The 24751-nt window shown below is 67.5% G+C and carries 21 protein-coding genes and 1 riboswitch; of the genes, 9 read left to right on the top strand and 12 right to left on the bottom strand.

Annotation, left to right across the window (positions count from 1 at the left end; translation table 11 throughout):
- Window positions 1-96: 96 nt before the first annotated feature.
- The 4 genes from D7T59_RS20305 to dusA all read right to left on the bottom strand — a co-directional run bounded on the left by D7T59_RS20305 (window position 97) and on the right by dusA (window position 3923).
- Window positions 97-1521: an ATP-binding protein gene (locus D7T59_RS20305; RefSeq protein ID WP_032953760.1), complete on the bottom strand. Its 1425-nt coding sequence runs from the start codon at window positions 1519-1521 to the stop codon at window positions 97-99.
- Between the two features lie 25 nt (window positions 1522-1546).
- Window positions 1547-2230, bottom strand: coding sequence for a response regulator transcription factor (locus D7T59_RS20300; RefSeq protein ID WP_004136763.1), 684 nt, complete (start codon window positions 2228-2230; stop codon window positions 1547-1549).
- Window positions 2231-2303: 73 nt separating this feature from the next.
- A complete protein-coding gene (locus D7T59_RS20295) occupies window positions 2304-2678 on the bottom strand; it encodes a hypothetical protein (RefSeq protein ID WP_049431386.1) in 375 nt (124 codons plus the stop codon).
- Window positions 2679-2891: 213 nt separating this feature from the next.
- Window positions 2892-3923 carry a tRNA dihydrouridine(20/20a) synthase DusA gene (dusA, locus tag D7T59_RS20290; protein ID WP_180853390.1) on the bottom strand — a complete coding sequence of 344 codons (1032 nt, stop codon included), beginning with the start codon at window positions 3921-3923 and terminating at the stop codon, window positions 2892-2894.
- Window positions 3924-4142: 219 nt separating this feature from the next.
- Here dusA and D7T59_RS20285 point away from each other — a divergent pair, with 219 nt between their 5' ends.
- Complete coding sequence (locus D7T59_RS20285; protein WP_219629792.1) at window positions 4143-4562, top strand: lysozyme inhibitor LprI family protein; 420 nt, start codon at window positions 4143-4145, stop codon at window positions 4560-4562.
- 42 nt (window positions 4563-4604) lie between these two features.
- Window positions 4605-6386: a peptidoglycan-binding domain-containing protein gene (locus D7T59_RS20280; protein WP_180853392.1), complete on the top strand. Its 1782-nt coding sequence runs from the start codon at window positions 4605-4607 to the stop codon at window positions 6384-6386.
- Between the two features lie 174 nt (window positions 6387-6560).
- Here the strand turns inward: D7T59_RS20280 and D7T59_RS20275 are convergent, their stop codons facing one another.
- A complete protein-coding gene (locus tag D7T59_RS20275) occupies window positions 6561-8015 on the bottom strand; it encodes a SulP family inorganic anion transporter (protein WP_180853393.1) in 1455 nt (484 codons plus the stop codon).
- Between the two features lie 176 nt (window positions 8016-8191).
- Between D7T59_RS20275 and D7T59_RS20270 the strand changes: the two genes are divergently transcribed.
- Both D7T59_RS20270 and D7T59_RS20265 read left to right on the top strand, forming a co-directional pair.
- Complete coding sequence (locus D7T59_RS20270; protein ID WP_180853394.1) at window positions 8192-9172, top strand: cation diffusion facilitator family transporter; 981 nt, start codon at window positions 8192-8194, stop codon at window positions 9170-9172.
- 111 nt (window positions 9173-9283) lie between these two features.
- Window positions 9284-9709, top strand: a complete 426-nt coding sequence (locus tag D7T59_RS20265) for an organic hydroperoxide resistance protein (protein WP_004153735.1) — start codon at window positions 9284-9286, stop codon at window positions 9707-9709.
- Window positions 9710-9916: 207 nt separating this feature from the next.
- Here D7T59_RS20265 and mmsB read toward each other — a convergent pair whose 3' ends face one another.
- The 5 genes from mmsB to D7T59_RS20240 are packed head-to-tail and all read right to left on the bottom strand — an operon-like array spanning window position 9917 to window position 15456.
- On the bottom strand, window positions 9917-10807 hold the full coding sequence (gene mmsB, locus D7T59_RS20260; protein ID WP_180853395.1) for a 3-hydroxyisobutyrate dehydrogenase: 891 nt from the start codon (window positions 10805-10807) through the stop codon (window positions 9917-9919).
- Window positions 10804-11979, bottom strand: a complete 1176-nt coding sequence (locus D7T59_RS20255; RefSeq protein WP_180853396.1) for an enoyl-CoA hydratase/isomerase family protein — start codon at window positions 11977-11979, stop codon at window positions 10804-10806. The genes mmsB and D7T59_RS20255 overlap by 4 nt, the downstream gene beginning before the upstream one ends.
- Entirely contained in the window at window positions 11976-12773 is a 798-nt protein-coding gene (locus D7T59_RS20250; RefSeq protein WP_180853397.1) for an enoyl-CoA hydratase, read from the bottom strand. Before D7T59_RS20250 ends, D7T59_RS20255 begins: the two co-directional genes overlap by 4 nt.
- A complete protein-coding gene (locus D7T59_RS20245; RefSeq protein WP_180853398.1) occupies window positions 12770-13936 on the bottom strand; it encodes an acyl-CoA dehydrogenase family protein in 1167 nt (388 codons plus the stop codon). Before D7T59_RS20245 ends, D7T59_RS20250 begins: the two co-directional genes overlap by 4 nt.
- Before the next feature lie 14 nt (window positions 13937-13950).
- Complete coding sequence (locus D7T59_RS20240; protein WP_099551531.1) at window positions 13951-15456, bottom strand: CoA-acylating methylmalonate-semialdehyde dehydrogenase; 1506 nt, start codon at window positions 15454-15456, stop codon at window positions 13951-13953.
- 114 nt (window positions 15457-15570) lie between these two features.
- On the opposite strand from D7T59_RS20240, the gene D7T59_RS20235 reads away from it, so the two are divergent.
- Both D7T59_RS20235 and D7T59_RS20230 read left to right on the top strand, forming a co-directional pair.
- Window positions 15571-16938, top strand: coding sequence for a helix-turn-helix domain-containing protein (locus D7T59_RS20235; protein ID WP_164136230.1), 1368 nt, complete (start codon window positions 15571-15573; stop codon window positions 16936-16938).
- A gap of 393 nt (window positions 16939-17331) precedes the next feature.
- Complete coding sequence (locus D7T59_RS20230; protein ID WP_164136229.1) at window positions 17332-18285, top strand: DUF1028 domain-containing protein; 954 nt, start codon at window positions 17332-17334, stop codon at window positions 18283-18285.
- A 107-nt stretch (window positions 18286-18392) separates the two neighbouring features.
- On the opposite strand, the gene D7T59_RS20225 is transcribed toward D7T59_RS20230, so the two are convergent.
- Entirely contained in the window at window positions 18393-20240 is a 1848-nt protein-coding gene (locus tag D7T59_RS20225) for a patatin-like phospholipase family protein (protein WP_180853399.1), read from the bottom strand.
- Window positions 20241-20429: 189 nt separating this feature from the next.
- Between D7T59_RS20225 and D7T59_RS20220 the strand changes: the two genes are divergently transcribed.
- Entirely contained in the window at window positions 20430-21836 is a 1407-nt protein-coding gene (locus tag D7T59_RS20220) for an FAD-binding oxidoreductase (RefSeq protein WP_180853400.1), read from the top strand.
- Between the two features lie 52 nt (window positions 21837-21888).
- On the opposite strand, the gene D7T59_RS20215 is transcribed toward D7T59_RS20220, so the two are convergent.
- A complete protein-coding gene (locus D7T59_RS20215; RefSeq protein ID WP_219629793.1) occupies window positions 21889-22686 on the bottom strand; it encodes an aspartyl protease family protein in 798 nt (265 codons plus the stop codon).
- A 261-nt stretch (window positions 22687-22947) separates the two neighbouring features.
- Window positions 22948-23162: riboswitch (cobalamin riboswitch) on the top strand.
- A 162-nt stretch (window positions 23163-23324) separates the two neighbouring features.
- Between D7T59_RS20215 and D7T59_RS20210 the strand changes: the two genes are divergently transcribed.
- On the top strand, window positions 23325-24011 hold the full coding sequence (locus D7T59_RS20210) for an epoxyqueuosine reductase QueH (protein WP_407070872.1): 687 nt from the start codon (window positions 23325-23327) through the stop codon (window positions 24009-24011).
- A gap of 56 nt (window positions 24012-24067) precedes the next feature.
- Window positions 24068-24694 carry a bifunctional nicotinamidase/pyrazinamidase gene (gene pncA, locus D7T59_RS20205; protein WP_180853401.1) on the top strand — a complete coding sequence of 209 codons (627 nt, stop codon included), beginning with the start codon at window positions 24068-24070 and terminating at the stop codon, window positions 24692-24694.
- Window positions 24695-24751 lie beyond the last annotated feature (57 nt).

The following is a 24751-nucleotide window of genomic DNA, read 5'->3' as shown; positions in this document are numbered from 1 at the left end:
CSCCGCCCCCCCCCCGCCCCCCCCCCCCCCCCCSCCACTACCGGAACACCACGCGTTGTTGCGGCAGGCGATGCCCGGCGGACGGGAACGCGTGGCTTATGGCCCCGGCGGCAGGCGCACTTCGAAGCGTGCGCCGCCCAGCTCGCTGGAACGGCCGACGGCCAGTTCGCCGCGGTAATCCTTGATCAGGTCCTGCACGATCGACAGGCCGATGCCGTGGCCCTGCACACGCTCGTCGCCACGCACGCCACGCTGCAGCACCTTGCCGATGTCGTCCGGGGCAATGCCCGGGCCATCGTCGTCCACGGCCAGCAGCAGGCCGGCGCGGCGCGCGTTGGGGGCCGGCAGCGGCTGCGCGGTCAGCAGCACGCGGCGGTTGGCCCACTTGAAGGCATTTTCCAGCAGGTTGCCAAGCAGTTCCTGCAGGTCGCCCGGTTCGCCGTGGAAGCGCGCGGCCGGGTCGATGTCGAACTCGCAGAGCACGCCCTTGGAGGCGTAGACCTTTTCCAGGCCACGCACGATTTCCTCGGCGTTGGACTCGATCGGCAGCGGCGCGGAGAACAGCTTGTGGCCCGATGATGCGGCACGTGCCAGCTGGTAGGAGACCAGGTTGTTCATGCGCTGCAGCTGCACGTCCAGTTCCTCGCGCAGCGCGCCATCGCCGGCGCCGCTGTCCATCTGCGTGCGCAGCACGGCGATGGGCGTCTTCAGGCTGTGCGCCAGGTCGGCCAGGGTGTTGCGCTGGCGCTCGAGGTTCTCGCGCTCGCTTTCAATGAAGGCGTTGATGCTGTCGGTCAGCGGTTCCAGCTCGCGCGGGTGGCGCTCGCTCATGCGCTCGGTCTCGCCGCGCTGCACCTTGGTCAGCTCGGTGATCACCCGACGCAGCGGGCGCAGGCTCCACTGCAGGATGACGGTCTGCAGCAGCAGCAGGATCAGGCCGATGCCGCCCAGGTAGAACCAGACCCGGCCACGGAACACGCGCAGCTGCGCGCCCAGTGCGCGCGAGTCTTCCATCACGTAGATGGTGTACGGGAATTCGGTGGCCGGGTCGGCGTCGGCGTCCCACACCAGGCCCAGGCCATAGCGGTACACCGAGCCCTGGCTGCCGTCGATCTGGATCATCGGCAGCGGGCCTTCGAACACTTCCTGGCGCGGCGCCAGCAGGCCACCGCCAACGGTGGGCAGCATCGGGCCTTCGGCGGACATCGAATTGCCCTTGCCGTGCGGCATCACCACCTGCAGGTAAAGGCCGCTGCCCGGTACGTCGAAGCGCGAATCCGGCGGCTGCTCGCGGATGTACAGCGAGCGGTCGCGGGTGAAATCGATGCCGGCCGCGTAGGCGGTGGCGTAGTTCTTCAGGCGCTCACGCAGGTTCGCCTTCGCCGTATCGGCGAAGGCGGCGTCGAGCGCGTAACCGGCCAGGGCCAGGAACGCGACCAGGCCCACAGACGCGGCAAGCATCTGGCGCGCCTGCAGGGAGCGCGGCCGCCAGCGTCGGAAGAACCACAGACGGCCGGACATCATGGTCTCGCCAGGCTGAGCCGGCTCAGCCCTCGTTGCGCGGAATCGCGAATCGGTAGCCGCGACCGCGCACGGTCTCGATCGGCTTCAGTTCGCCATCCGGGTCGAGCTTCTTGCGCAGGCGGCCGATGAACACTTCCAGCACGTTCGAGTCGCGGTCGAAGTCCTGCTGGTAGATGTGCTCGGTGAGGTCGGCCTTGGAGACCAGTTCACCGGCGTGCATCATCAGGTACTCCAGCACCTTGTACTCGTAGCTGGTCAGGTCGACATTGCTGCCGGCGACGCTGACGGTCTGCGCAGCCAGGTCCAGGGCGACCGGGCCGCATTCCAGGGTCGGCTTGCTCCAGCCGGCGGCGCGGCGCAGCAACGCGTTGACGCGGGCCAGCAGCTCTTCGACGTGGAACGGCTTGACCAGGTAGTCGTCGGCGCCCTGCTTCAGGCCCTCGACCTTGTCCTGCCAGCTCGAACGCGCGGTCAGGATCAGCACCGGGAACTTCTTGCCTTCGTCACGCAGGGCCTTGATCAGTTCCATGCCCGACATCTTGGGCAGGCCGAGGTCGATGATGCCGACATCGAACGGAACTTCGCGCCCCATGTAGAGGCCTTCCTCGCCGTCCTGCGCAGCATCGACGGCAAAGCCTTCGCGCTTGAGCCGGGCTGCCAGGGTCTCACGCAGCGGGGCTTCGTCTTCGACCAGAAGGATACGCATGAACTCTCCCTAGTGTCCTGGGTGTGGCCCGGAGGCCTGTGGGGTACGGGTTGATAGCGACAACTATCCCTGTTCAGGGGTTATCGCCGCGTAGTGATGACATATCCGACCGCGGCGTGCGCGGCTGTGAACGCGACGGTGCAGGGTCGTCCATGTAGCGGACCCGGCCCCGGTCGTCCATGTACTTCACCCGGTTGATGTCACGACCATCGAACGGCACGCGCTCGGCGCCGAGGATGTGGCCGCCGGTGGTGCGCTGCACGCGGCGCACGGCATCGGACAGCGAACGCTCGTCGCCACGGTTGCCGCGCTCGCCCCGCTCCATCATCTCCGCCCGCCCCTGGTCGCCGCGCGGCGGCTGCTGCGCCAGCGCCGAAGACAGCGGCACAGCCGACAGCACCACGCAGGTGGCGAAGGCAATGCGGCGATGGAAGGGAGCGGAAGACATCGATGCGATCCTAGCCGAGCTCGGCGATTCGTTCAAAAGTCGTAAATCCGGGAGCCGGGTTCGGGACCCGGCGCTTTACAATTCCTTTGCAAATTCTTGGTTTGGGGCAGTGAATCCGGTCTGAACTTTTCCGGCCCCGCCCCTGCGTTGTTCAGCTAAGTGAACATTCGGGACGAATCAGCGTCCCTTGTCAAGCCAGGAATGTGACTGCGGTCACGCTGCAGCACGATCCGCTTCGCGTTCGGTGACCGCCAGCGCCTGTTCGACCAGGGTCCAATCGGCGCCCGGGCGGTGTGCGCCCTCGCTCAGCACCTGGCGGAACGCGCGGCCCCCCGGCTGGCCGTGGAACAGGCCGAGCAGGTGGCGGGTGATGTGCTTCAGCGCCAGGCCTTCGCCCAACCGCGCTTCCACGTAGGGGCGCAGCGCGCGCAGCAGATCGCCACGGGCCTGCAGCGGGGCGCCGGTGTGCAGCGCTTCCAGCTGATGCAGCAGGTAGGGGTCGTGGTAGGCGGCGCGGCCGAGCATCACGCCATCGACGTGCGCGGCCTGCGCCTGCACCGCCTCGATGCTGGCCAGGCCGCCATTGATCACCACCGGCAGCGCCGGACGCTCCTGCTTCAGGCGGTAGGCCCAGTCGTACTTCAGCGGCGGAACCTCGCGGTTCTCCTTGGGCGACAGGCCCTTCAGCCAGGCATTGCGCGCATGCACCACCACCATCGCCGCACCGGCGGCGACCTGGCGGTCGACGAAAGCGGCGAACACGTCGTAATCGTTGTCCTCGTCCACGCCCAGGCGGCACTTCACTGTCACCGGGATGTCGACCGCATCGACCATGGCCGCCACGCACTCGGCCACCAGCACCGGCTCGCGCATCAGGCAAGCGCCAAAACGCCCGGCCTGCACGCGGTCGGATGGGCAGCCGCAGTTGAGGTTGACCTCGTCGTAACCCCACTCGGCGGCGATGCGCGCAGCCTGCGCCAGCAAGGCCGGATCACTGCCGCCCAGCTGCAGCGCCAGCGGCTGTTCGCTGCGATCGAAGCCGAGCAGGCGCTCGCGATCGCCGTGGATGACCGCGTTGGCGTGCACCATTTCCGTGTACAGGCGTGCGCCCGGCGCCAGCGCGCGGTGGAACACGCGGCAATGGCGATCGGTCCAGTCCATCATCGGGGCAACGGACAGGCGCAGGGAATCGGCGTAACGGGCGGTAGCGGACGTCATCGGGGCGTTGATCGTGGAGACTGGCATTGCCAGTGAGATCAATAGTTTACACCGGGCGGCTGAATGGCGGCGGGTGGCGCCGGATGCCGCTACGGTGCGCCGGCCGGGGGACCGTGCGCAAACCGGGCGGCGCCCACCCGCCATGACGGGCAACCGGTCACAGTTGTCGCGATTCGTTGACGACGACGAAATATTGACGCCGTTATAGTCCAGCGCTCGCAATGGATTGGACGTGTGGAGCAGATGATGCAGCACAAGCGTTTGAGCAGGACCCTCGCCACCGCGCTGGCGGTTGCTGCCCTGGCCATCGGCACGGCAACCGCAGCACCGGCTGCCACCGGGCTGAGCCCGACCTTCACCACCTGCCGTAACAAGGCGCAGGGTGCAGTCGAACAGGCCGCCTGCCTTACCTCGGAAAGCGCCCGCCAGGACCAGCGCCTGAACCAGGCCTACCGCCAGCTGCAGGCAAAGCTGAGCGGTGCGAAGAAGACCAAGCTGGTGAATGCCCAGCGCGCGTGGCTGCAGTCGCGCAGCCGTGATGGCGAACTGGATACCGCGCTCTACGACGATTCGCAGCCCGGCAACCTGCAGGGCGAGTTGAACGATGTGATGCGCCTGAGCGCGCGCGCCGACCAGCTGCAGAAGTATCTCCAGCTGCTGGACTGACCCTTGAGGGGCAGCCCCTCCGACTGCACAAGGATGTAAGACATGCCAACCAACATCGATACCCACGATCTCGATGCCACCTCCGGCGCCGTGTATTTCGCCGTCGGCCGTGGCACCGAAGGTGGCCCCGCCTCCTACCATCTGGCCATCGCCGGCATCACCCAGGGCGTGACCGAACCGCACTGGGGCACGGTGAACAAAGTTGCGCAGAACAGCGGTTACAGCCTGGGCGCGATCCAGGTCGACTTCGGCCAGCGCGGCGAGTGGGCGCTGGGCGCCATCGACGGCCATGCACTGAAGGCGGGTGAGACGACCTATGTCGACGCCGTGATCGATCAGGCCAGCAGCTATGCCAAGGCGCACAACCTGCCCTTCACCCAGGATCACGCCGACCTGCGCCGCGACCTGCTCAGCCATGGCAATGGCCTGAGCGGGCGCAGCTCGATCCAGTTCATCGATGCCAACACGCGCGACAGCATCAACGCCTGGGCCGGTTCGGCCGAGGGCAAGCAGTGGATCCACGCAAACATCGACTACCCGCAGGTCCGCAACGCCACCCGGATCGGCATGACGATGGTGGACGCGCACGGCAGCGGCATCGCCGAGGAGAACCGCTTCGAAGCGATCAGCCTGATCGCCAAGACCGCCAACCAGTTGCCCAGCCAGCTGCCCAAGCTGCAGAAGGTGCTGGAAGACGGCGGAGACTACGAGGCGCTGCGCGCGAAGGCCGGCCAGATCCGCGAAACCTACCAGTACTTCGATGCGCCCAAGGCCGGCGACATCGCCGTGCGCTACGAGGACGCGTATGCCAACAACAAGGACGCAATGGACCGCGCCCATGCCAAGGTCAGCAGCCGCGACTACTCCCCCGCCGGTGAGCACAACGACGCCGACATCCAGGTGGCGCTGGGCCAGATCGGCGCGCCGCGCCAGCAGGCCGGTCCGCAGACGTTGAAGGAAGGCTCCAGTGGCCGTGACGTGCTGAAGCTGGAAAGCAACCTGGTAACGCTGGGCCATGCCAGTGCCGACGGCCAGCAGACGCTGAATCCGGACCGGCGCTTCGACGCCACCACCCGCAAGGCGGTGGAGGACTTCCAGCGCGCACACAATCTGGACCCGGTGGACGGCAAGGCCGGCCCCGCCACGCTGGCCGCGATCGACCGCGACGCGCGCGAACTGCAGGGCAACCTGGCCGCGCTGGGGCTGACCGACGCCAAGGGCCAGGCCATCGGCAGCGATGGCTATCTGGGTGGCGGCAGCCGCCATGCGATCAACACCTTCCAGCAGCAGCATGGCCTGCCTGCGACTGGCATCGCCGATGCAGAAACCCGCCAGGCGCTGGCCAATGAAGTGCAGCAGCGTGCGCAGGGACGGGGCAACACCCCGGAACAGCAGGCGGCAGCCGAGCCAGCACGCGAAACGGTGTACCCGATGTCCGACCCGCGCAGCCCGCAGAACTGGCTGTACACCGAGACCCTGGTGCAGGTGAAGTTCGCCGAGGAAGCGCGTGGCCTGCCCTCTGGCGAGCACAGCGAGAAGCTGGCCGCTGCGCTTACCGTGGAAGCTGCGCGCTCTGGCCTGTACCGGGTTGATCGCGTTGAGCTGAACCAGGATGGCTCGATGGCGCGCGCGGTGCAGGCCAATGCGCTGCACGACGAGAGCGCGTTGAACCGCAATACCGCGCCGGTATCGACCGCTGACGCGATGCGCCAGAGCGTGCAGGAAAACAGCGAGCGGGCCCTGCAGGTGAGCGATCAGCAGCGCGAGCAGCAGAAGATCGATCAGCAGACCCAGCAGCATGGGCCGCGGGCCATGATGGCGTGAGAAATGCAGGCCCACGGGCCTGCTGTCTTCATTCGCGCGCGCCCATGCCTCGACGCCGTGCAATGCGTGCTGCCGGCCCTGGGTGTGCACCTCATCGTGCAGGCCGACAAGGCCTGACCGCGACCGCTTCATTCGCCGGGCATGGCCCGGGGCTACCCGGGCCAGGTGGCCACTTCAGTGCGCGCCGCGCGCGCCACCCACCTGCTCGATCAACGTCTGGCTGGCCGCATTGAGCCCCATCACCGTCACCTCCGCACCATGCGCGGCCAGCTTTTCCTGTGCACGTTCCAGCGCGGCCACGGCAGTCAGATCCCACAGGTGGGCATCGCGCAGATCAATCCGTACCTTCGGCGCCACGTGCTGGTAATCGAACGCCGCACCCAGCTGCCCCGCCGAGGCAAAGAACACCTGCCCACGCACGCGGTAGACCTGCGTGTCACCGGCATCGTCGCGCTGCACGTCCAGCATGCGGCCGACCTTGCGTGCGAAGAAGAGCGCTGACAGCAGCACCCCGCTGAGCACACCCTTGGCCAGATCGTGGGTCGCTACGGTCACCACCACGGTCAGCAGCATCACCGCAGACGAGCTGCGCGGGTGCGTGCGCAGGTCGCGCAGCGAGCGCCAGCTGAAGGTGCCGATGCTGACCATGATCATCACCGCCACCAGTGCCGCCATCGGGATCTGCCGTACCAGATCGCTGCCGTACACCACCAACGCCAGCAGCAGCACGCCGGCCACCAGGCACGACAGGCGGCCGCGGCCACCGGAGGTCACATTGATGATCGACTGGCCGATCATCGCGCAGCCGGCCATGCCACCGAGGAAGCCGGTGACCGTGTTCGCCACGCCCTGGCCGACGCATTCGCGGTTGCGCTCGCTGGGCGTCTCGGTGATGTCCTCGACGATCTGCAGGGTCATCATCGATTCGAGCAGGCCGACCACGGCCAGCGTGGCCGACACCGGCAACAGGGTGCGCAGGGTCTCCCATGTAAGCGGCACATCGGGAATGAGGAAATGCGGCAGGCTGTCGGGCAACTGGCCCATGTCGCCGACGCTGCGTACGTCTACACCAAAGCCGATCACCACGGCGGTAAGCACCACAATGGCCACCAGTGGTGATGGCACGGCGCGGGTAAGGCGCGGCAGCAGGTAGATGATCGCCAGCGCCGCCGCGCACAACAGGTACACCGTCGGACCGCGGCCCACCAGTTCGGGCAGCTGTGCCAGGAAGATCAGGATCGCCAGTGCGTTGACGAAGCCGGTGATGACCGAGCGCGAGACGAAGCGCATCAACGAGCCCAGCTTGAACACGCCGGCCAGTACCTGCAGCAGGCCGGCCAGGATGCTGGCGGCGAACAGGTACTGCAGGCCGTGGTCCTTGACCAGGTCGACCATCACCAGCGCCATCGCACCGGTGGCAGCGGAGATCATGCCGGGACGGCCGCCTGCAATCGCGGTGATGACGGCAATCGAGAACGCGGCATACAGGCCGACCTTGGGATCGACGCCTGCGATGAGCGAGAAGGCGATGGCCTCGGGAATCAGGGCCAGGGCGACGACGATGCCGGACAGCAGGTCGCCACGGAGGTTGCCGAGCCATTGCTGGCGCAGGGGGTAGGACGTTTGCATGGGAAAACTCCGCGCGCACGGGCATGGCCGCATGGCGCTGTCGATCAGGAGCGGTCAATCACGAGCAGTCGACTAACAGTCGACTCTACCGGCGGAAGCCGGTACGTGGGAGGGGCGCAGTCTACGGGAAGCGGCCGCATGAGGGTAGCGCGACCGGCTGCGAAAGGCCGCGGGACATGGCTCCGCTCTACAATCGGGGCATGGCTACCGATCGCTCGCAGTTCTTCGACCCCGCCACCGAACAGGGCGTGCTGCGCCTGTCGATCGCCGCTTCGCTGCTGTTGGCCGCGGCAGCGGTGGTGTTCGGCCTGCTCGCCAATTCGTCGTTGATCATCTTCGATGGCATCTACGGCCTGATCGACGTGGTGATGACCTGGCTGTCGCTGCTGGTGGCACGGCTGATCGCGCTGTCCACCCAGACCGACGCACTGCAGTCGCGGCTCAACCAGCGCTTCACCATGGGCTTCTGGCACCTGGAGCCGATCGTGCTGGGGGTCAGCGGCACGCTGATGATCGGTGCGGCGCTGTATGCCCTGGTCAATGCGGTGGATGCACTGATGTCCGGGGGCCGCCACATTGCACTGGGCCCGGCCATCGCCTTCGCCGGGCTGTCGATCGTGGGCGAAGGCGCGCTGGCCTGGTTCATCCTGCGCGCCAACCGCCGCATCGGTTCGGAATTCATCGCGCTGGATGCGAAGAACTGGGTGATCGCGGCCAGCATGTCGGCCTGCTACCTGCTGGCCTTCCTCGGCGGCGTGCTGGTGCAGGGCACCTCGTGGGCCTGGGTCGGGCCGTACATCGACCCGGCCATCCTCGCCTTCGTCTGCGTGCTGGTGATGATCGCCCCGCTCGGCACCGTGCGCCGGGCACTGGCCGGCATCCTGCTGGTCACCCCGCCGGAGCTGCAGGCCCACGTGGATGCGGTGGCGCGCGGCATCGTCGCCAAGCACGGCTTCGTCGAACACCGCAGCTATGTGGCGCAGGTGGGGCGTGGCGAGCAGATCGAGCTGTTCTTCGTGGTGCGCGAGGACGACCCACCGCGGCCGCTGGTGGAATGGGACCAGCTGCGTGATGAGATCGGCGATGCGCTGGGCGAGGCCTCGCCGGACCGCTGGCTGACCATCATGTTCACCACCGACCGCGAATGGACGATCTAGGCCCACAGGACGATCAATCAAGTTTTTCGTACGCATTGCAACCCAACGTACGCGGAAACCGGGCAAAGTAGGCTCCAACGCAACACCCACCCACTGACCAGGAGCATCCCGATGTCCATCGAAAAGGTTCTGTACACCGCCCAGGCCACCTCCACCGGCGGCCGTGAAGGCCGTTCCGTCTCCTCCGACAACGTGCTGGACATCCAGCTGTCGACCCCGCGCGAGCTGGGCGGCGCGGGTGGCCCGGGCACCAACCCGGAACAGCTGTTCGCCGCGGGCTACTCGGCCTGCTTCCTGGGCGCGCTGAAGTTCGTGGCCGGCCAGGCCAAGGTCGCGCTGCCGGCCGACACCACCGTCACCGGCAAGGTCGGCATCGGCCAGATCCCGACCGGTTTCGGCATCGAAGCCGAGCTGACCATCAACGTGCCGGGCGTGCCGCGCGAGCAGGTGGAAGAGCTGGTGCAGAAGGCGCACATCGTGTGCCCGTACTCGAATGCCACCCGCGGCAACATCGACGTGACGCTGATCGTTGCCTGATGTGGAAGGGGTCGGATCCCTTTGCCACCGGCATAGGGCTCTGACCCCATCGCGGAGTATTCGGGGTCGGAGCCCTTTCGCGATGCGAAAGGACTCCGACCCCAAAAAAATGGGCGGATGCCGGTCGAAACCGAACATCCGCCCATCCCACCTTCGTTGTCCCGCACGGGGGCATGAGGTTGCCGGCCWGCGGCCGGCACTACCAGGTCACTTCTCGCTGGTGATCAGCTGCACGACGCTGGAGAAATCCAGCTTGCCGCGGCCAGCCTGGTGGTTCATCGAGTACAGGTTGCGGGCCACTTCGCCCAGCGGGATCGAGGCGCCGACACTCATCGCCGCTTCCACTGCCAGGCCCATGTCCTTGAGCATCAGGTCGCTGCCGAAACCGCCGCTGTAGCCGCGCGAGGCAGGCGCGTTTTCCAGCACGCCCGGCCACGGGTTGCACACTTCGGTAGCCCAGCTGCGGCCGGTGCTGACCGCCATCATCTGCGACAGCACCTTCGGGTCCAGCCCGTGCGCCACGCCCAGTGCGATGGCTTCACCGGTGACCGCCATGATCACGCCCAGCGCCATGTTGTTGCACAGCTTGGCAACCTGGCCGGCACCGCTGGCGCCCACGTGGAAGATGTTCTTGCCCATCGCCTGCAGCACCGGGCGCGCGCGTTCCAGCGCGTCCTCCTCGCCACCGACGATGAAGGTGAGCGTGCCGGCCTGCGCACCGGCGGTACCGCCGGACACCGGCGCGTCGATCATCTGCAGGCCCCGCGCGGCAGCGGCTTCAGAAACCTTGCGTGCGCTGGCCGGTGCGATCGTGCTGCAGTCGATGACCAGTGCGCCGGCCGGAATCGCGGCAAGAATGCCGTCCTCGCCCAGGTACACGCCTTCGACGTGGCGGCTGGCCGGCAGCATCGAGATCACCACCTCGGCATCGACCAGGGTTTCGCGCGCCGATGCGGCCGCACTGGCGCCGGCATCGACGGCGGCCTGCACCGCGGCCGGGACCACATCGAACACGCGCACGGTGTGGCCATTCTTGACCAGATTGGCGGCCATCGGGCCACCCATGTTGCCCAACCCGATGAATGCAATGCGGCTCATGCGAGGCTCCTTTCAACAAGGGGAGTGCCCAGGTCGGCCAGCGGATGCGCGGCATCGGCCCAGGGGGAAGCGAAGAAGGTGTCGGCCCACGCGCCGGTGGCCTCGGCCAGGGTGGCCGGGTTCCACTGCGGGTTGCGGTCCTTGTCGATCAGCAGCGCGCGGATGCCTTCGGCGAAATCACCGTGGGCGGCGCAATGCAGGGCGACGATGTACTCCAGGCGATAGACCGCAGCCAGATCCTGGCCGGCACTGCGGCGCTGCAGTTCGTACGACAGCCGTGCCGAACCGGGTGCACCTGCGGCGAGGGTCTTCTGCGCCGCCTGCAGCCAGGCATCGTCGGTCTGCAGGCCGGCAATGCGCGCAATGATGGCCTGCAGGTCATCGCCTTCGCACAACGCGTCAACCTGCGCCGCGTTGGCCAGCAGCGGACCGGTCGCTGCATCGCTGGCATGCGACTGCAGCAGATGGCTGAGCCGTTCGTGATTGTGTTCGGCGTTGCTGGACCACGCGACCTGCAGCAGCGCATCGAACACCGCACTGCGGCGTTCTTCGGCTACGTGCACGTCCGCCAGGCCGGCATAGATGGCGTCGCCCGGATTGAGCAGCGCACCGGTCAGGGCCAGGAACAGGCCGCCCTTGCCCGGCACGCGCGGCAGCAGCCAGCTGCCACCCACATCGGGGAACAGGCCGACGGTGATTTCCGGGAAGGCGAGCTTGGAGCGCTCGCTGACCACGCGGTGGCTGGCACCGGACATCAGGCCGATGCCGCCGCCCATCACGATGCCGTGGCCCCAGCATAGGATCGGCTTGGCATAGGTGTGGATGAGGTAGTCGACGCGGTATTCGACGTCGAAGAACCCGGCCGCGTAGTCGTTCTCGCGGATGTCGCTGCGGCCGGCCTCGCGGAAGGCGACCATGCTCTTGTACAGGCTGTGCAGGTCACCGCCGGCACAGAATGCTTTTTCACCGGCGCCCTGCAGCACCACCATGGCGATGCCGTCGTCGTCGGCCCAGGCATTCAGCTGCTTCAGCAGCAGGTGCGCCATCGGCAGCGAGAACCCATTGAGCGTGCGCGGCGCGTTGAGCGTGGCGATGCCGATGCGCGTGCCGTTGCCGGCCGCGCGCTCTTCGAACAGCACCGGTGCGTCGTCGGCAGCGGTGTCGGTGCTCATGCGTTCTTCCACTGCGCGGCGCGCTTTTCCAGGAAGGCGGTCACGCCTTCGACCTGGTCAGCGGTGTCGAACAGGTCGACGAAGGCTTCGCGCTCGGCCACCAGCGCCGAGGCGTGGGTGCCGGTGCGGGTGGCCTGCACCAGGGTCTTGCAGGCGGCGATGCTGGTCGGGCTCTGCTTGCCGGCCTTCTTCGCCCATTCCAGCGCCAGCGCCTTGGCTTCGCCCTTGCCGACCTTTTCTTCGACCAGGCCAATCCGCAGTGCGGTCTCGGCATTGATGCGCTCGCCCAGCAGGATCATGCGCTTGGCCCAGCCCTCGCCGACCAGGCGCGGCAGGTTCTGGGTGCCACCGGCACACGGCAGCAGGCCGACGGTGGCCTCTGGCAGCGCGACCTGGGCGTGGTCTTCGATGATGCGCAGGTCGCAGGCCAGTGCGCATTCCAGGCCACCGCCCATCGCGTAGCCGTTGATCGCGGCGATCGACACGCCACGGAACGCGGACAGCGCTTCGAAGGCTTCACCGAAGCGGCGCGCGGCTTCACGTGCAGCGGCCTTGTCACCGGAGGCGAACTGGTTGAGATCGGCACCGGCGGAGAAGAACTTCTCACCGTCACCGGTGATCACCAGCGCGTAGATACCGCGGTCTGCATTGAGCGCGCCCACCAGGTCGCGCAGCGCCGACAGACTGTGCACGGTCCAGGTGTGCGCCGGCGGGTTATGCAGGGTGACCACGGCGGTGTGGCCATCGGCCTCGACCTTCAGGCCCACGTGCTCCTGGGTACGCCAATCCTTCATCGCAGTTCCTCTTCGGTGTTGAGCAGGTGACGGGCAACGATCACCCGCATGATCTCGTTGGTGCCTTCCAGGATCTGGTGCACGCGGCAGTCACGCAGCAGGCGCTCGATCGGGTATTCGCGGATGTAGCCGTAGCCACCGTGGATCTGCAGCGCTTCGTTGCAGACGTTGAAACCTGCATCGGTGGCGAAGCGCTTGGCCATCGCGCACCAGACATTGGCATCGCTGGCACCGGCATCGAGCTTGCGCGCGGCGGTGTGCACCATCTGCCGCGCAGCGACCAGTTCGATGGCCATGTCAGCCAGCTTGAACTGCAGTGCCTGGAACTCGGCCAGCGCCTTGCCGAACTGGCGGCGCTCGCCCATGTAGCGGCGTGCAGCGTCCAGCGCCCCCTGCGCAGCGCCCAGCGAACAGGCAGCGATGTTGATGCGGCCACCATCCAGCCCCTTCATAGCCAGCTTGAAGCCGCCGCCTTCCTCTCCCAGAAGGTGGCTGACCGGCACGCGGACGTTCTCGAAGGTGATGCCACGGGTCGGCTGGCTGTTCCAGCCCATCTTCTCTTCCTTGCGGCCGAAGCTAATGCCCGGCAGGTCGGCCGGCACCGCAATCGCGCTGACACCACCTGCACCGGCACCGCCGGTACGCGCCATCACCACCAGCAGCTCGGTGGCACCGGCGCCGGAAATGAAGGCCTTGGAGCCATTCAGCACATAGAAGTCGCCATCGCGCACGGCGGTGGTCTTCAGCGAGGCCGCATCGGAACCGGCACCCGGTTCGGTCAGGCAGTACGAGGCCAGCTTGTTGCCCGAGGACAGGTCAGTGCCCCACGCATCGCGCAGTGCCGGCTGGCCCCACTTGGACACCATCCACGAGGCCATGTTGTGGATGCTGATGTAGGCCGCAGTCGACGGATCGACGTTGGCGAGCTCCTCGATGACGACGGCGGCGTCCAGCCGGCTCAGGCCGCTGCCGCCCACTTCCGGGTCCATGTACAGACCGCAGAAGCCCAGTTCACCGGCCTTGGCGATCGCCTCGCGCGGAAAGATGCCCTCCGCATCCCATCGCGCGGCGTGCGGCGCCAGTTCGGCCTGTGCGAAGTCGCGCGCAGCCTCGCGGTACGCCTGCTGTGCTTCTTCCAGTTCCGTCGTCATCGAGTGGCTCATGGCTGCTCCTGCCGTTACTTCAGGCTGATCGTGGTGTTGACGCCGTGGCTGAGCGTCTCGTCGTCGAACCAGCGTGCGGTGACGGTCTTGGTCTGGGTGTAGAACAGCACCACCTGCTTGCCGTACGGGCCCAGATCGCCCAGCTTGGAGGCGCGCGAACCGGTGAACGAGAACAGCGGCACCGGCACCGGGATCGGCACGTTGATGCCGACCTGGCCGACGTCGATGTCTTCCTGGAACCTGCGCGCGGCGGCGCCGGACTGGGTGAACAGTGCGGTGCCGTTGCCGTTGGGGTTGCTGTTGACCATCGCGATGGCCTCTTCCAGCGTTTCCGCTTCGAGGATGACCAGCACCGGCCCGAAGATTTCTTCCTGGTAGATGCGCATGTCGGTGGTGACACCGGCAAAGATGGTCGGGCCGACGAAGTTGCCCTTCTCGAAACCATCCACCTGCGGCTTGCGGCCATCGAGCACCAGCTTGGCGCCCTGCTCCACACCCGAGGCGATCAGGCCTTCCACGCGCTCGCGGGCGCTGCAGGAAATGACCGGACCGACGTCGGTACCGGACACGGTGCCGCCGCTGACCTTGAGGGTCTTGGCCTTGGCCACCAGGTCCTGCACCCAGTTGCGTGCTTCACCGACCAGCACCAGGGTGGAGGCGGCCATGCAGCGCTGGCCCGCCGCACCGAAGGCGGCGCCGACCATCGCGTTGAGGGTCTGTTCCTTGTTGGCGTCCGGCAGCACCACGGCGTGGTTCTTGGCGCCCATCATGCACTGCACGCGCTTGCCGGCCAGCGAGGCACGGTTGTAGACGTGGGTGCCGACGCGGGTGGAACCGACGAACGACACAGCCTTGATGTCCGGGTGGTCGCAGATCGCGTTGACCACTTCCTCGCCACCGTGGACGACGTTCAGCACGCCCTTCGGAATGCCGGCTTCCAGGGCAAGCTCGACCAGGCGCATGGTCACCATCGGGTCCTGCTCGGACGGCTTGAGGATGAAGGTGTTGCCGGTGGCAATGGCCATCGGGAACATCCACAGCGGGATCATCGCCGGGAAGTTGAACGGGGTGATGCCGGCGCACACGCCCAGCGGCTGCATGATCGTGTAGGTATCCACGCCATTGGCCACGTTGTTGGCCAGCTCGCCCAGCTGCAGGTTGCCGATGGCGGCAGCGTGCTCGACCACTTCCAGGCCGCGGAACACATCGCCTTCGGCATCCGGCAGGGTCTTGCCCTGTTCGGCGGTAAGGATATGGGCCAGCTCGCTCATGTTCTCGCGGATCAGCTGCTGGTACTTCAGGAAGATGCGCGCGCGGGTGCCGATCGGGGTCTTGCGCCAGGTCTTGAAAGCTTCCTTGGCGGCGGCGACGGCGGCGTCCACTTCGCCGGTGGTGGCGAACGGCACCTTGGCCAGCACGTCCTGGGTGGCCGGATTGATCACGTCCTGCCAGTGGGAGGTGGCCGATTCGATGAACTGGCCATCGATCAGCATGCGGATACGGGGCGCTGCAACAGTCATGACGACAATCCCACGGGCTCGAAAGATGCTTGGCATTATTCACAGCATCCACCTCGATTTCCGGGCTGAATCCGCTTAATCTGGCCAACACGCCAGACGATTCATGTTAATTCTGTGAATTATTCAGCCACCCAGCGACAACTTGGCCTGCGTCTGCTGCGGCTGCGCGAGCAGCGCGGCTACAGCCAGGCCGACCTGGCACGAGCGCTGGGGCTGTCGGCCAGCTACCTGAACCAGATCGAGCGCAACAAGCGCCCGCTGACGCCGGCGGTGCAGAAGAAGCTGGGCGAGGTGTTGGGCGACGTTTCGTCGCTGTTCGACGAGGATGAACCCGCTGCCCTGCAGGAGGCGCTGGGCGAGACCCTGCGCGACCTGGGCCTGGCGGAAGTGAGCGCCACCGAACTACGCGCACTGGCCGGCAACCTGCCGCAGGTCAGCCGCGCCCTGCTGGACCTGCATCGTCGCCACCTGGCCCTGCGCGAACATGCCGCGGCCCTGGAATTCCAGCTGGGCGAGCCGGGTGCCGGCAGCACCCTGCCTGCCGGTGACCAGGTGCGCGAGTTCTTCAACCGCATGCACAACCACATCCCCGAACTGGACGAACTGGCCGAGCGCCTGTTCGCCGAGTGGGGGTTGTCGCCCGGGCACGTGGCGCCGCGCCTGCGCCAACTGCTGGCCGACCGCCATGGCGTGCTTGTCGAAGTGGCCGCGCTGCAGGCCGGGCGCGAGAAGCGCCAGTACGACGCCGGCACCCGCCGGTTGTGGCTGCCGGACTACCTGGAGCCAGGCCAGCAGGCGTTCCAGATGGCGGCCGAGCTGGCCCTGCACGGCTACCTGCCGCAGATCGATGCGGTGGTGGCACGTGCGGGCTTTACCGATGACGCCCGTATCGCGCAGGCCCGCATCGGCCTGTCGAACTATTTCGCCGGCGCGCTGGTGATGCCGTACATGCGCTTCCTGCGGGCGGCCGAAGCCAGCAGCTACGACATCGAACTGCTGGCGCACCAGTTCGGTGTGGGCTTCGAAGCGGTCTGCCACCGGCTGAGCACGCTGGCACGGCGCAGTGCCCCCGGCCTGCCGTTCTTCTTCATCCGCGTGGACCGCGCCGGCAATGTGTCAAAGCGTCATTCGGCCACCGACTTCCACTTCTCGCAGGTGGGCGGCTCGTGCCCGCTGTGGATCGTCTACGAGGCGTTCAACCAGCCCGGGCGCATCCTCACCCAGACCGCGCGCATGCCGGATGGGCGACGCCATTTCTGGCTGGCACGGCAGGTCAGCAGCGGGCCGGTCGGGCATGGGCAGCCGCGCAAGACGTTTGCCGTGGCACTGGGCTGCGATCTTCAGCATGCCGAACGGCTGGTGTATTCACTGGGGTTGGACGTGCAGAGCCCGGGCAATTCGGTGTCGATCGGGCCGGGCTGCCGGGTGTGCCCGCGCGAGGACTGCATGCAGCGCGCGTTCGCGCAGTTGCCGGGGCGATAGGGTTGGTTCGGCAGGGCTGCGCCCTGCACCCGTGGTAGTGCCGGCCGCTGGCCGGCAACAGCAACAACAAAGGCAAAAGCTGCCATTCCGTGGGATGCGGGGTGGGTCCGGTTGCGGGGGACGCCGTGAATACGTCCCTGTAAGCTCGGTCGCCGCATCCATGCGGCTCACGCCCCCGCAACCGGACCCACCCCGCCTTCGACAGGTTCCCGCTGCTGTTGGTGGGTGTCGACCTTGGTCGACACGGTAGATCCACGCCATGCGTGGATGTTCTTCGATGAATGTTCGAAATATTCGATTTCGATGGGGTTCCATCCACGCATGGCGTGGATCTGCTAAACCTTTCGTGCGTAGGCTGCATCCCAATCGGGATGCCCGCCCATGGAGACACCCATGTTCCTGCTGCGCCCTTGCCTGGCTCTACTGCTTGCTGCCATCGCCGCACCGGCGTGGGCAACCTTTTCCATTGCGGCCTGCAACGAGGCCGGCGACTGCGGTGTGGCGGTGGCCACGCACAATCTCGGCGTCGGTGGCGTAGGCGTGCCGTGGGCGCAGGCGAAAGTGGGGGCTGTCGCCAGCCAGTTCGAGACCAACCCGACCTATGGCTCGAAGGGACTGGCGCTGCTGGCCAAGGGCCGCACGCCCGTGCAGGTGTTGAAGCAGCTGCTGGACGAAGATGGCGATTTTGATGGCACCACGCTCGCCGAGCGCCAGGTAGGGCTGGTCAGCGCGCGCGGTGGCAATGCGCAGTACACCGGCGCTACCGCGCAGCAGGCGGATTGGGCCGGTGCGCAGGGTGACGGCATGCTGAGCGTGCAGGGCAATGGGCTGGCCGGGCCGGAGGTGCTGGCCACGATGCAACGCGTCTTCGCTGCATCACACGGAGAATTGGCTGCACGCCTGCTGGCGGCACTGGAAGCCGGCCAGGCGGCAGGTGGCCAGCGCAGCGGGCAGTGGTCGGCGGCATTGCTGGTGCGCACGCCCGGGGGCGACTGGCAGGACACCGACCTGCGCGTGGACGCCGACCCGCGTGCAGTGGCACGGCTGCGCGAACTGTACGACATGCGCCTGTCCAACGAGGCGATCATCCGTGCCGAGCAGCGCTGGGAAAAGGGGGACGTGGCGGGAGCACGCGCGGCGCTGGCAACGTCATTGTCGCTGGCGCACGGCTGGGACCGCACCTGGGCGCGCGCCGCACGGTTGGCGATGCGGCAGGGAGATGCGGCACTGGCGCGCGAGTATCTGGCGGGCCTGCGTGCGCTCAATCCGGGCTGGGTGAAGCAGGAGCTGGCGTTGCCGCTGTATGCGCCGTTGCGGGGTGATGCGGTGGTGGAGGCGTGGCGCTGAGGCGCCCGAGGGAGGGGTCAGATCCGTTTTCCGCAGKAAAACGKATCTGACCCCCATTCGAGATGCATCCACGCCACGCGTGGATATCCATGCCCCCGAGCATCGGCTCAGTAGATCGGCGTCACCTTCATCTGCGGCAGCGGTCGCGGCGCGCCGTCGGTCAGGTCCGGGCCAAGGTCATCCCAGCTGCGGCCCTGCTCGACCATCAGCCCCCACAGCTGCTGCGAGGCCAGCCGCTTGTCTTCCGATCCCAGCTTGTACGAGGGCGGTGCCGGTTCACCACGGGCGACCATCGAATAGGCCGCACGGTAGGCCAGCACCTGCTGCGCCGGGTCATCGGTACGTGCTACCTCCAGCGTGTAGCGCTGGTACGCCGAAGCCAGGTTGCGCCAGCGGATCCAGTAGTGGTTCTCGAACGAGAATGAGCAGAAACGCGCACCGGCCAGGCTGCCCTTGTCGGCGATGCGGGTCAGCACCTCCTGCGGCATGTCCAGGTTCATGCCGCCCTCGTCGCCCTGCAGGCTGACATGCACGATGCGGTCGCGGTAGCCAGGCGCGCGCGCCTGCAGCAGGTCGCGCCAGTTCTGCATGGTCGCCACCACCGCGAACAGGAAACGACCCAGTTCGGCAGCGGCCAGCGGCGTGGCGATCGACTGGTAGGTGCGCTGCCAGCCATGCCGGTTCTCGGTCGGCAGGAACACCGCATGTTCCAGCGCCTGGCGGCCGCTGCTGCCATGACTCACATCATCGGCGTGCTGCGGGTAGACCAGGTTGATGGCAAAGGTCGGCCAACGCGGCAGGGCCGCGTCGAAGAGGTGGATCGGGAAGTTGCTGCTGATGCCGCCATCGGAGAACCAGCAGATGCGGAAGGCGGTGATCACCGGGCCGCAGGCCTGCCCGGCGCTGGTCAGCCCTTCCATGCTGTCGGCCACGTTGTGCTCGGGGTCGGCCGCCGGCGCAGTCGGCTCGCAGCGACGCTCGCGGCGCGAAGGTTCGTGCAGCGGCACGGCGCTGATCAGCAGCGGGAAGCTCAGGCTCATGCGCGTGGCCACCAGCACCGGCAGCTGCGGGCCCGGCGGCAGGTGGTAGTACTGGCGGCCCTCCACCTCCAGCGGCGGTCCAGCCTGCTTCACCAGCCACTGCACCACGCTGGCCGGGAACAACTGCTCGAACTCCTCGCGCAGGAACCAGAACTGCGCGCCGCCCAGCGGCAGCGTGCGCGGCTCGTTGTGCGACACGCAGGTGGTGATCATCTGCAGGCTGATCGCATGTGGGCTGTCCGGTTCGCCGGCATAGCGCGGTGCGTCGTGCAGGTCCGCGAAGGTCAGCGGAGCATCCAGCGGCTTGCCGGACAATTGCTGCAGGCACGTGTGCAACCACTCGGTCAATGCCGGTTTGCGCGCATCGCGGCCGAGACCGCTGCACAGGCCCAGCAGGTTGCGCCGCGCCACCCGTGCGACCCGCAGCGCGGCACCGGCCACGCCCGCACCGTAGGCGCACAGCAGCGACGGCAGCAACGTGGCGGCCACGCCACTCCAGCCGCCGCCCCACCAGCCCAGGCCCAGCAGCAACGCCAGCGATACCAGCACTTCCAGCGGCGCGATCTCGAACACCGCGATGGCCAGGCACAGCAGCTTGTGCGGCAGGCTGGCATTGCCGGTCAGCACCACCAGCAGCCGGTAGGCCGCGCGTGCACCCCGTGCCGGCTGGAACAGGCTGTAGATGAAACCGCGCCGCGACAGCTGCGCCGACACCGCCGACAAGCCGCCATAGCCCGCGTCGCCGGGCAGGTGCTCGCCGGCCTGCTGGCGGCGATCACCGCAGGCCGCAGCAGCCGCCACCGCCGCGGCGATGGCGCCGGCCGAGGTGCCGCCGATGCTCTTGAAGCGATACTCGCGGGCCAGCGCCAGTACCGCATTGGGGTACACGATGCCGCTGGTGATGCCGCCTTTCATGACCAGATCGCAGTACTTGTCCGCCACTACCCTGCCCCCGCTGACTGTGCCCGAGATGCCATCCGACGCTACGGATGCAGTATGACGCGAAGCCTTCTCACCGCCTGAGAACCCGCCCATGGAAGCGCCACTGGCCGCCTCTGCCCAGCCCGGGCACACTGCATCCAGGACGTTCATGCAGGGATTGCCATGACCACCCGTCGCGCGTTCATCGCAGGCTGTGGAGCCGCCGTTGCCGCCAGTGCCTGTACGCGGCGCGGCGCGGGCATCGCCAACGACATCAGCCAGCTGGAACCCACCGAAGTCTCCGGGGTGCGGGCCATTGCCGAAACGGCGGACCTGCAGGCGGCGCTGCAGCAGCACCGCGGCGCTGTCTGCGTGGCCGGTGGGCGCTTCAGCATGGGCGGCCAGACCAGCGCGACCGCCGCCCTGCAGCTGGATCTGACGCCCAGCAACCGCCTGCTGTGGCTGGACATCGCCCGCAAGGCTGTGCGCGTGCAGGCCGGCATGCGCTGGCGCACGCTGCAGGAATGGCTGGACCCGCACAACCTGTCGGTGAAGGTGATGCAGAGCTTCAGCAACTTCACCGTCGGCGGCTCGGTCTCGGTGAACTGCCATGGCCGCTACGTCGGCAGCGGCAGCATCGCCTCGACCCTCCGCGCGCTGCAGGTGGTGCTGCGCTCCGGCGAGGTGATCGAGACCTCGCGCACCCTGCATCCGGAGCTGTTCGCTGCGGTCATCGGTGGCTACGGCCTGATGGGCGTGGTCAGCGAAGTCGAACTGGACCTGGCCGACAACGACCGCATGGCGCGGCACATGGAACGGGTGGCGCTGGCCGACTACCCACACTGGTTCCGCGAGAACGTGGCGTCACGCAGGGATGCGTTGATGCACAACGCCGACCTCATGCCACCCCGTTTCGACGCCCCGGTGACCGTGACCTGGCGACGCAGCACGGCACCACTGACCGACACCCGGCGACTGATACCGGTGGGCGCGGACTATGCCCACGAGCAGAACATGATCTGGGCCGTCACCGAGCTGCCCGGCGGGCCACAGCTGCGCCAGAGCTCGGTGGTGAAGCAGCAGATGGCCGAACCGCGGGTGATCCATCGCAATCTGGAAGCAAGCCTGGATGTGGCGGCATTGGAGCCCCGCACCCGTGCGATGTCGACCTACCTGCTGCAGGAGTACTTCATTCCCGTGCGCAGCTTCCAGGCCTTCGCCGCGCGCATGGCGGCGATCCTGCAGCACCACCGCGTGGACGCCTTGAACGTATCGATCCGCCATGCACCGGCCGACGCAACCTCGTTGATGACGTGGGCGGGCGAAGAGGTGTTCTGCTTCGTGCTGTACCACAAGCAGCGCCGGCACCCCTGGGGCGACACGCTGTCCACGCGCTGGACCCGTGCCCTGATCGACGCTGCGTTGGACTGTGGCGGCCGCTACTACCTTCCCTATCGGCCGCACGCCACGCGTGAACAGTTCCAGCGCGCATACCCGCAGTGGGAGGCGTTCGTTGAAACCAAGCGCCGGTACGACCCGCAGATGCAGCTGGTCAACCATCTCTGGCAACGGTACATGGCGGCAGCATGAAGCCGAGGCATCCACGCACGGCGTGGATCCCCCGCCCAGGCCCGGCCGGTAATCAACGCTGCTGCGGACAGAGCGCCACGCGCTTGCTGCGCGCGTCGATCAGCACCGTCGTTTCCTGCAGTGCATGCGCGCCGATCACCGCCTCCGGGTAGTGATCAGAGACGCGCACATCGAGATTGCGCAGCGCCAGGCCACCGGCCACCAGCGGCACGTCCAGCCGCGCGCGACCACTCCCGATCCGGCCATGGCTGAGGGTAAGCGGGTCGCCCGCGACAACCGCACCGCTGGACACCCGCTCGTAAAGTGCAGCGGGCAGCACCAGCGCCACGTTCGCGCCGGTATCCAACTGTGCTTCGGTCGCTACCGTGCCGATCTGCACCGGAATGCGGAACGCCCGCGTGTAGGCCAGCGTGCCCGGCTGCTCCGGCAGCAGCCGATGGTCGCGGCGAAAGCGCAGCCGCTTGCGTGGGAAGTCGAGCACCAGCAGGCCATCGTCGAAGAAGTCGCGCGCCAGGATCCCATCGAAGGCGGCGGCCTCGGACTGTCGGGCGTTGTAGTCGCGGGTGATCGCCACCACACCCAGGCGGCGCACGCCCCCGAGGGCAAGCGAATCGAAGCGGACCGTGGCGGCATCGGCGGTGCGCACGCCATCGGAATGGGAGGCGGTGCCACCCATTGGCAGGTGCAGCGCGCGCACCAGACGGGTGTCGGCACGCGCCACGCCGCTCGCACCGGTATCGACGGCGAAGCGGAACGTACCTGCGTCATTGACCTGTACCTGCAGGTAGATGCGCCCGTCGACAACCTCGAACGGAACATCGATGAGGGCTTCACTGGGCGCGGTGGCCAATGCACATGCCGGACCAGGTGAAGGCAGTGCGTGGGCCCATCCGGCCAGGCAGAGCAGCCCCATCGCCCATACGGGCAGGCAGCGCCGTCTGGCGCGGGTCGGGGCGGCAGGATGTCCGGTGCGGGCGTGCGGGGGCGTTGCGGCAAGGCTGTCCATGGGCAGGGTTCCAAGCGGTCCTGCAGCATGGATGCGCCACGGGCCTGCACGGTTGCACCCTGCCGACCTTGACCATGGCCGCCAACGGGTCCACCGTGCACACGCCGAAGGTATCCATCCCGACGTTTCGATGACGGGATGGATTTAAACGGGAATCCGGTGAAGGCGCCTCGCGCGCCCATTCCGGAGCTGCCCCGCAGCGGTGAATGGAAACGAATCCTGCCAACAGCACTGGGCGCATGCCTGGGAAGCGGCAGGGAGTAGGTGGGCTGCGGCCCGTGTCCATCAGCCCGAAGACCGGCCCCGGCCGGGGGACACGACCGTCCCCTGACTCGACCTGGACTCTCCGCGGGGAGGGTGCCGGGGCCGCCGTTGTCCTGCGCGTGCAGGCGGCGCGGCCGCGCGCGTCCTTTTCACGGTATCCGGCCCGCCCAGTTCCACCCACGCGCTGATGCATGGGCCACCGCCGTTGCCGGCGGTCCATGCGGTACCTGACGATGACCGAGCTCCAACGCCCCACCCTGACCCTGCCCGCCGACGGCAAGCGCCTGCTGCTGCACTCGTGCTGCGCACCCTGCTCCGGCGAAGTGATGGAGGCGATCACCGCCTCCGGGATCGACTACGCGATCTTCTTCTACAACCCCAACATCCACCCGGTGAAGGAATACGAGCTGCGCAAGCAGGAGAACATCCGCTTCGCCGAGCAGCACGGCATTCCCTTCATCGATTGCGACTACGACACCGACAACTGGTTCAGCCGCGCACGCGGCATGGAGAACGAGCCCGAACGCGGCATCCGCTGCACGATGTGCTTCGACATGCGTTTCGAGCGCACCGCGCTGTACGCGCATGAACACGGCTACGACACCATCAGTTCTTCGCTGGGCATCTCGCGCTGGAAGAACATGGCGCAGATCAACGACTGCGGCATCCGCGCCGCGTCGCGCTATGAAGGCCTGCAGTACTGGGACTACAACTGGCGCAAGGGCGGCGGTGCCAGCCGCATGATCGAGATCAGCAAGCGCGAGCAGTTCTACCAGCAGGAATACTGCGGCTGCGTGTATTCGCTGCGCGATGCCAACCGCCATCGCCGCGAGAACGGCCGCGAGCGGATCAGGATCGGCCTGCTGTACTACGGGCAGGACACTGAGACGCCGCAGGGCGATTGACCTGCGCCGCCGGGGCGGCCACGCTGGTCGCCCCGTTCTGTTGTAGTGGATCTGCCATGACCGCCCTGCCCGCCGATGTCGCCCTGCTGGTGATCGACCTGCAGCCGGACTTCATGCCCGGTGGCGCGCTGGCCTGCGACCAGGGCGATGCGCTGGTGGCACCGATTGCCGATCTGCTGGCACAGCGCCGCTACCGCACGGTGGTGGCCACCCAGGACTGGCACCCGGCCGACCACGCCTCGTTCGCCAGCCAGCACCCCGGCAAGCGTCCGTTCGAGACCATCCTGCTGCACGCGCAGCCGCAGACCCTGTGGCCCGACCATTGCGTGCAGGGCAGCGATGGCGCCGCGCTGCACCAGGGCGTGGACTGGACCGTGGCCGACCTGATCCTGCGCAAGGGCACGCGCCAACAGGTGGATTCGTACAGCGCCTTCCGCGAAAACCATGGCCCCGATGGCGAACGCCCGGCCACCGGCCTGGCAGGCTGGCTGCACGAGCGCCGCATCCGCGAAGTGCACGTGTGCGGGCTGGCCCGCGACTACTGCGTGCTGTGGAGCGCGCAGGATGCGGTGAAATCCGGCTTCCGGGTGAAGTTCCTGTGGGAGCTGACCAAGCCGGTGACCGAGGTCAATGACGCGATGGTGCGCGAGGCGCTGGGCAAGGCGGGGATCTCGATCATCTGACGGGCGACCGCCGGGCATCGCGATCGCCTGACCCACAACGGTAGTGCCGGGCGCGGG

This window comes from Stenotrophomonas maltophilia, from assembly GCF_013464915.1.
In the GTDB taxonomy this organism is placed as follows: domain Bacteria; phylum Pseudomonadota; class Gammaproteobacteria; order Xanthomonadales; family Xanthomonadaceae; genus Stenotrophomonas; species Stenotrophomonas maltophilia_AT.
The sequence above is the reverse complement of the archived record's forward strand: the minus strand, read 5'-3'. Positions and strand labels throughout refer to the sequence as shown.

Bases quoted from the DNA above. Each gene is read 5' to 3' on its own strand.
- D7T59_RS20230 (WP_164136229.1), top strand. From the start codon at position 17,332: ATGTTCCTGCTGCGCCCTTGCCTGGCTCTACTGCTTGCTGCCATCGCC.
- pncA (WP_180853401.1), top strand. From the start codon at position 24,068: ATGACCGCCCTGCCCGCCGATGTCGCCCTGCTGGTGATCGACCTGCAG.
- D7T59_RS20270 (WP_180853394.1), top strand. From the start codon at position 8,192: ATGGCTCCGCTCTACAATCGGGGCATGGCTACCGATCGCTCGCAGTTC.
- D7T59_RS20285 (WP_219629792.1), top strand. From the start codon at position 4,143: ATGCAGCACAAGCGTTTGAGCAGGACCCTCGCCACCGCGCTGGCGGTT.
- D7T59_RS20220 (WP_180853400.1), top strand. From the start codon at position 20,430: ATGACCACCCGTCGCGCGTTCATCGCAGGCTGTGGAGCCGCCGTTGCC.
- D7T59_RS20275 (WP_180853393.1), bottom strand. From the start codon at position 8,015: ATGCAAACGTCCTACCCCCTGCGCCAGCAATGGCTCGGCAACCTCCGT.
- D7T59_RS20225 (WP_180853399.1), bottom strand. From the start codon at position 20,240: ATGAAAGGCGGCATCACCAGCGGCATCGTGTACCCCAATGCGGTACTG.
- mmsB (WP_180853395.1), bottom strand. From the start codon at position 10,807: ATGAGCCGCATTGCATTCATCGGGTTGGGCAACATGGGTGGCCCGATG.
- D7T59_RS20280 (WP_180853392.1), top strand. From the start codon at position 4,605: ATGCCAACCAACATCGATACCCACGATCTCGATGCCACCTCCGGCGCC.
- D7T59_RS20250 (WP_180853397.1), bottom strand. From the start codon at position 12,773: ATGAAGGATTGGCGTACCCAGGAGCACGTGGGCCTGAAGGTCGAGGCC.
- D7T59_RS20300 (WP_004136763.1), bottom strand. From the start codon at position 2,230: ATGCGTATCCTTCTGGTCGAAGACGAAGCCCCGCTGCGTGAGACCCTG.
- D7T59_RS20245 (WP_180853398.1), bottom strand. From the start codon at position 13,936: ATGAGCCACTCGATGACGACGGAACTGGAAGAAGCACAGCAGGCGTAC.
- D7T59_RS20240 (WP_099551531.1), bottom strand. From the start codon at position 15,456: ATGACTGTTGCAGCGCCCCGTATCCGCATGCTGATCGATGGCCAGTTC.
- D7T59_RS20255 (WP_180853396.1), bottom strand. From the start codon at position 11,979: ATGAGCACCGACACCGCTGCCGACGACGCACCGGTGCTGTTCGAAGAG.
- D7T59_RS20295 (WP_049431386.1), bottom strand. From the start codon at position 2,678: ATGTCTTCCGCTCCCTTCCATCGCCGCATTGCCTTCGCCACCTGCGTG.
- D7T59_RS20305 (WP_032953760.1), bottom strand. From the start codon at position 1,521: ATGTCCGGCCGTCTGTGGTTCTTCCGACGCTGGCGGCCGCGCTCCCTG.
- dusA (WP_180853390.1), bottom strand. From the start codon at position 3,923: ATGCCAGTCTCCACGATCAACGCCCCGATGACGTCCGCTACCGCCCGT.
- D7T59_RS20210 (WP_407070872.1), top strand. From the start codon at position 23,325: ATGCGGTACCTGACGATGACCGAGCTCCAACGCCCCACCCTGACCCTG.
- D7T59_RS20265 (WP_004153735.1), top strand. From the start codon at position 9,284: ATGTCCATCGAAAAGGTTCTGTACACCGCCCAGGCCACCTCCACCGGC.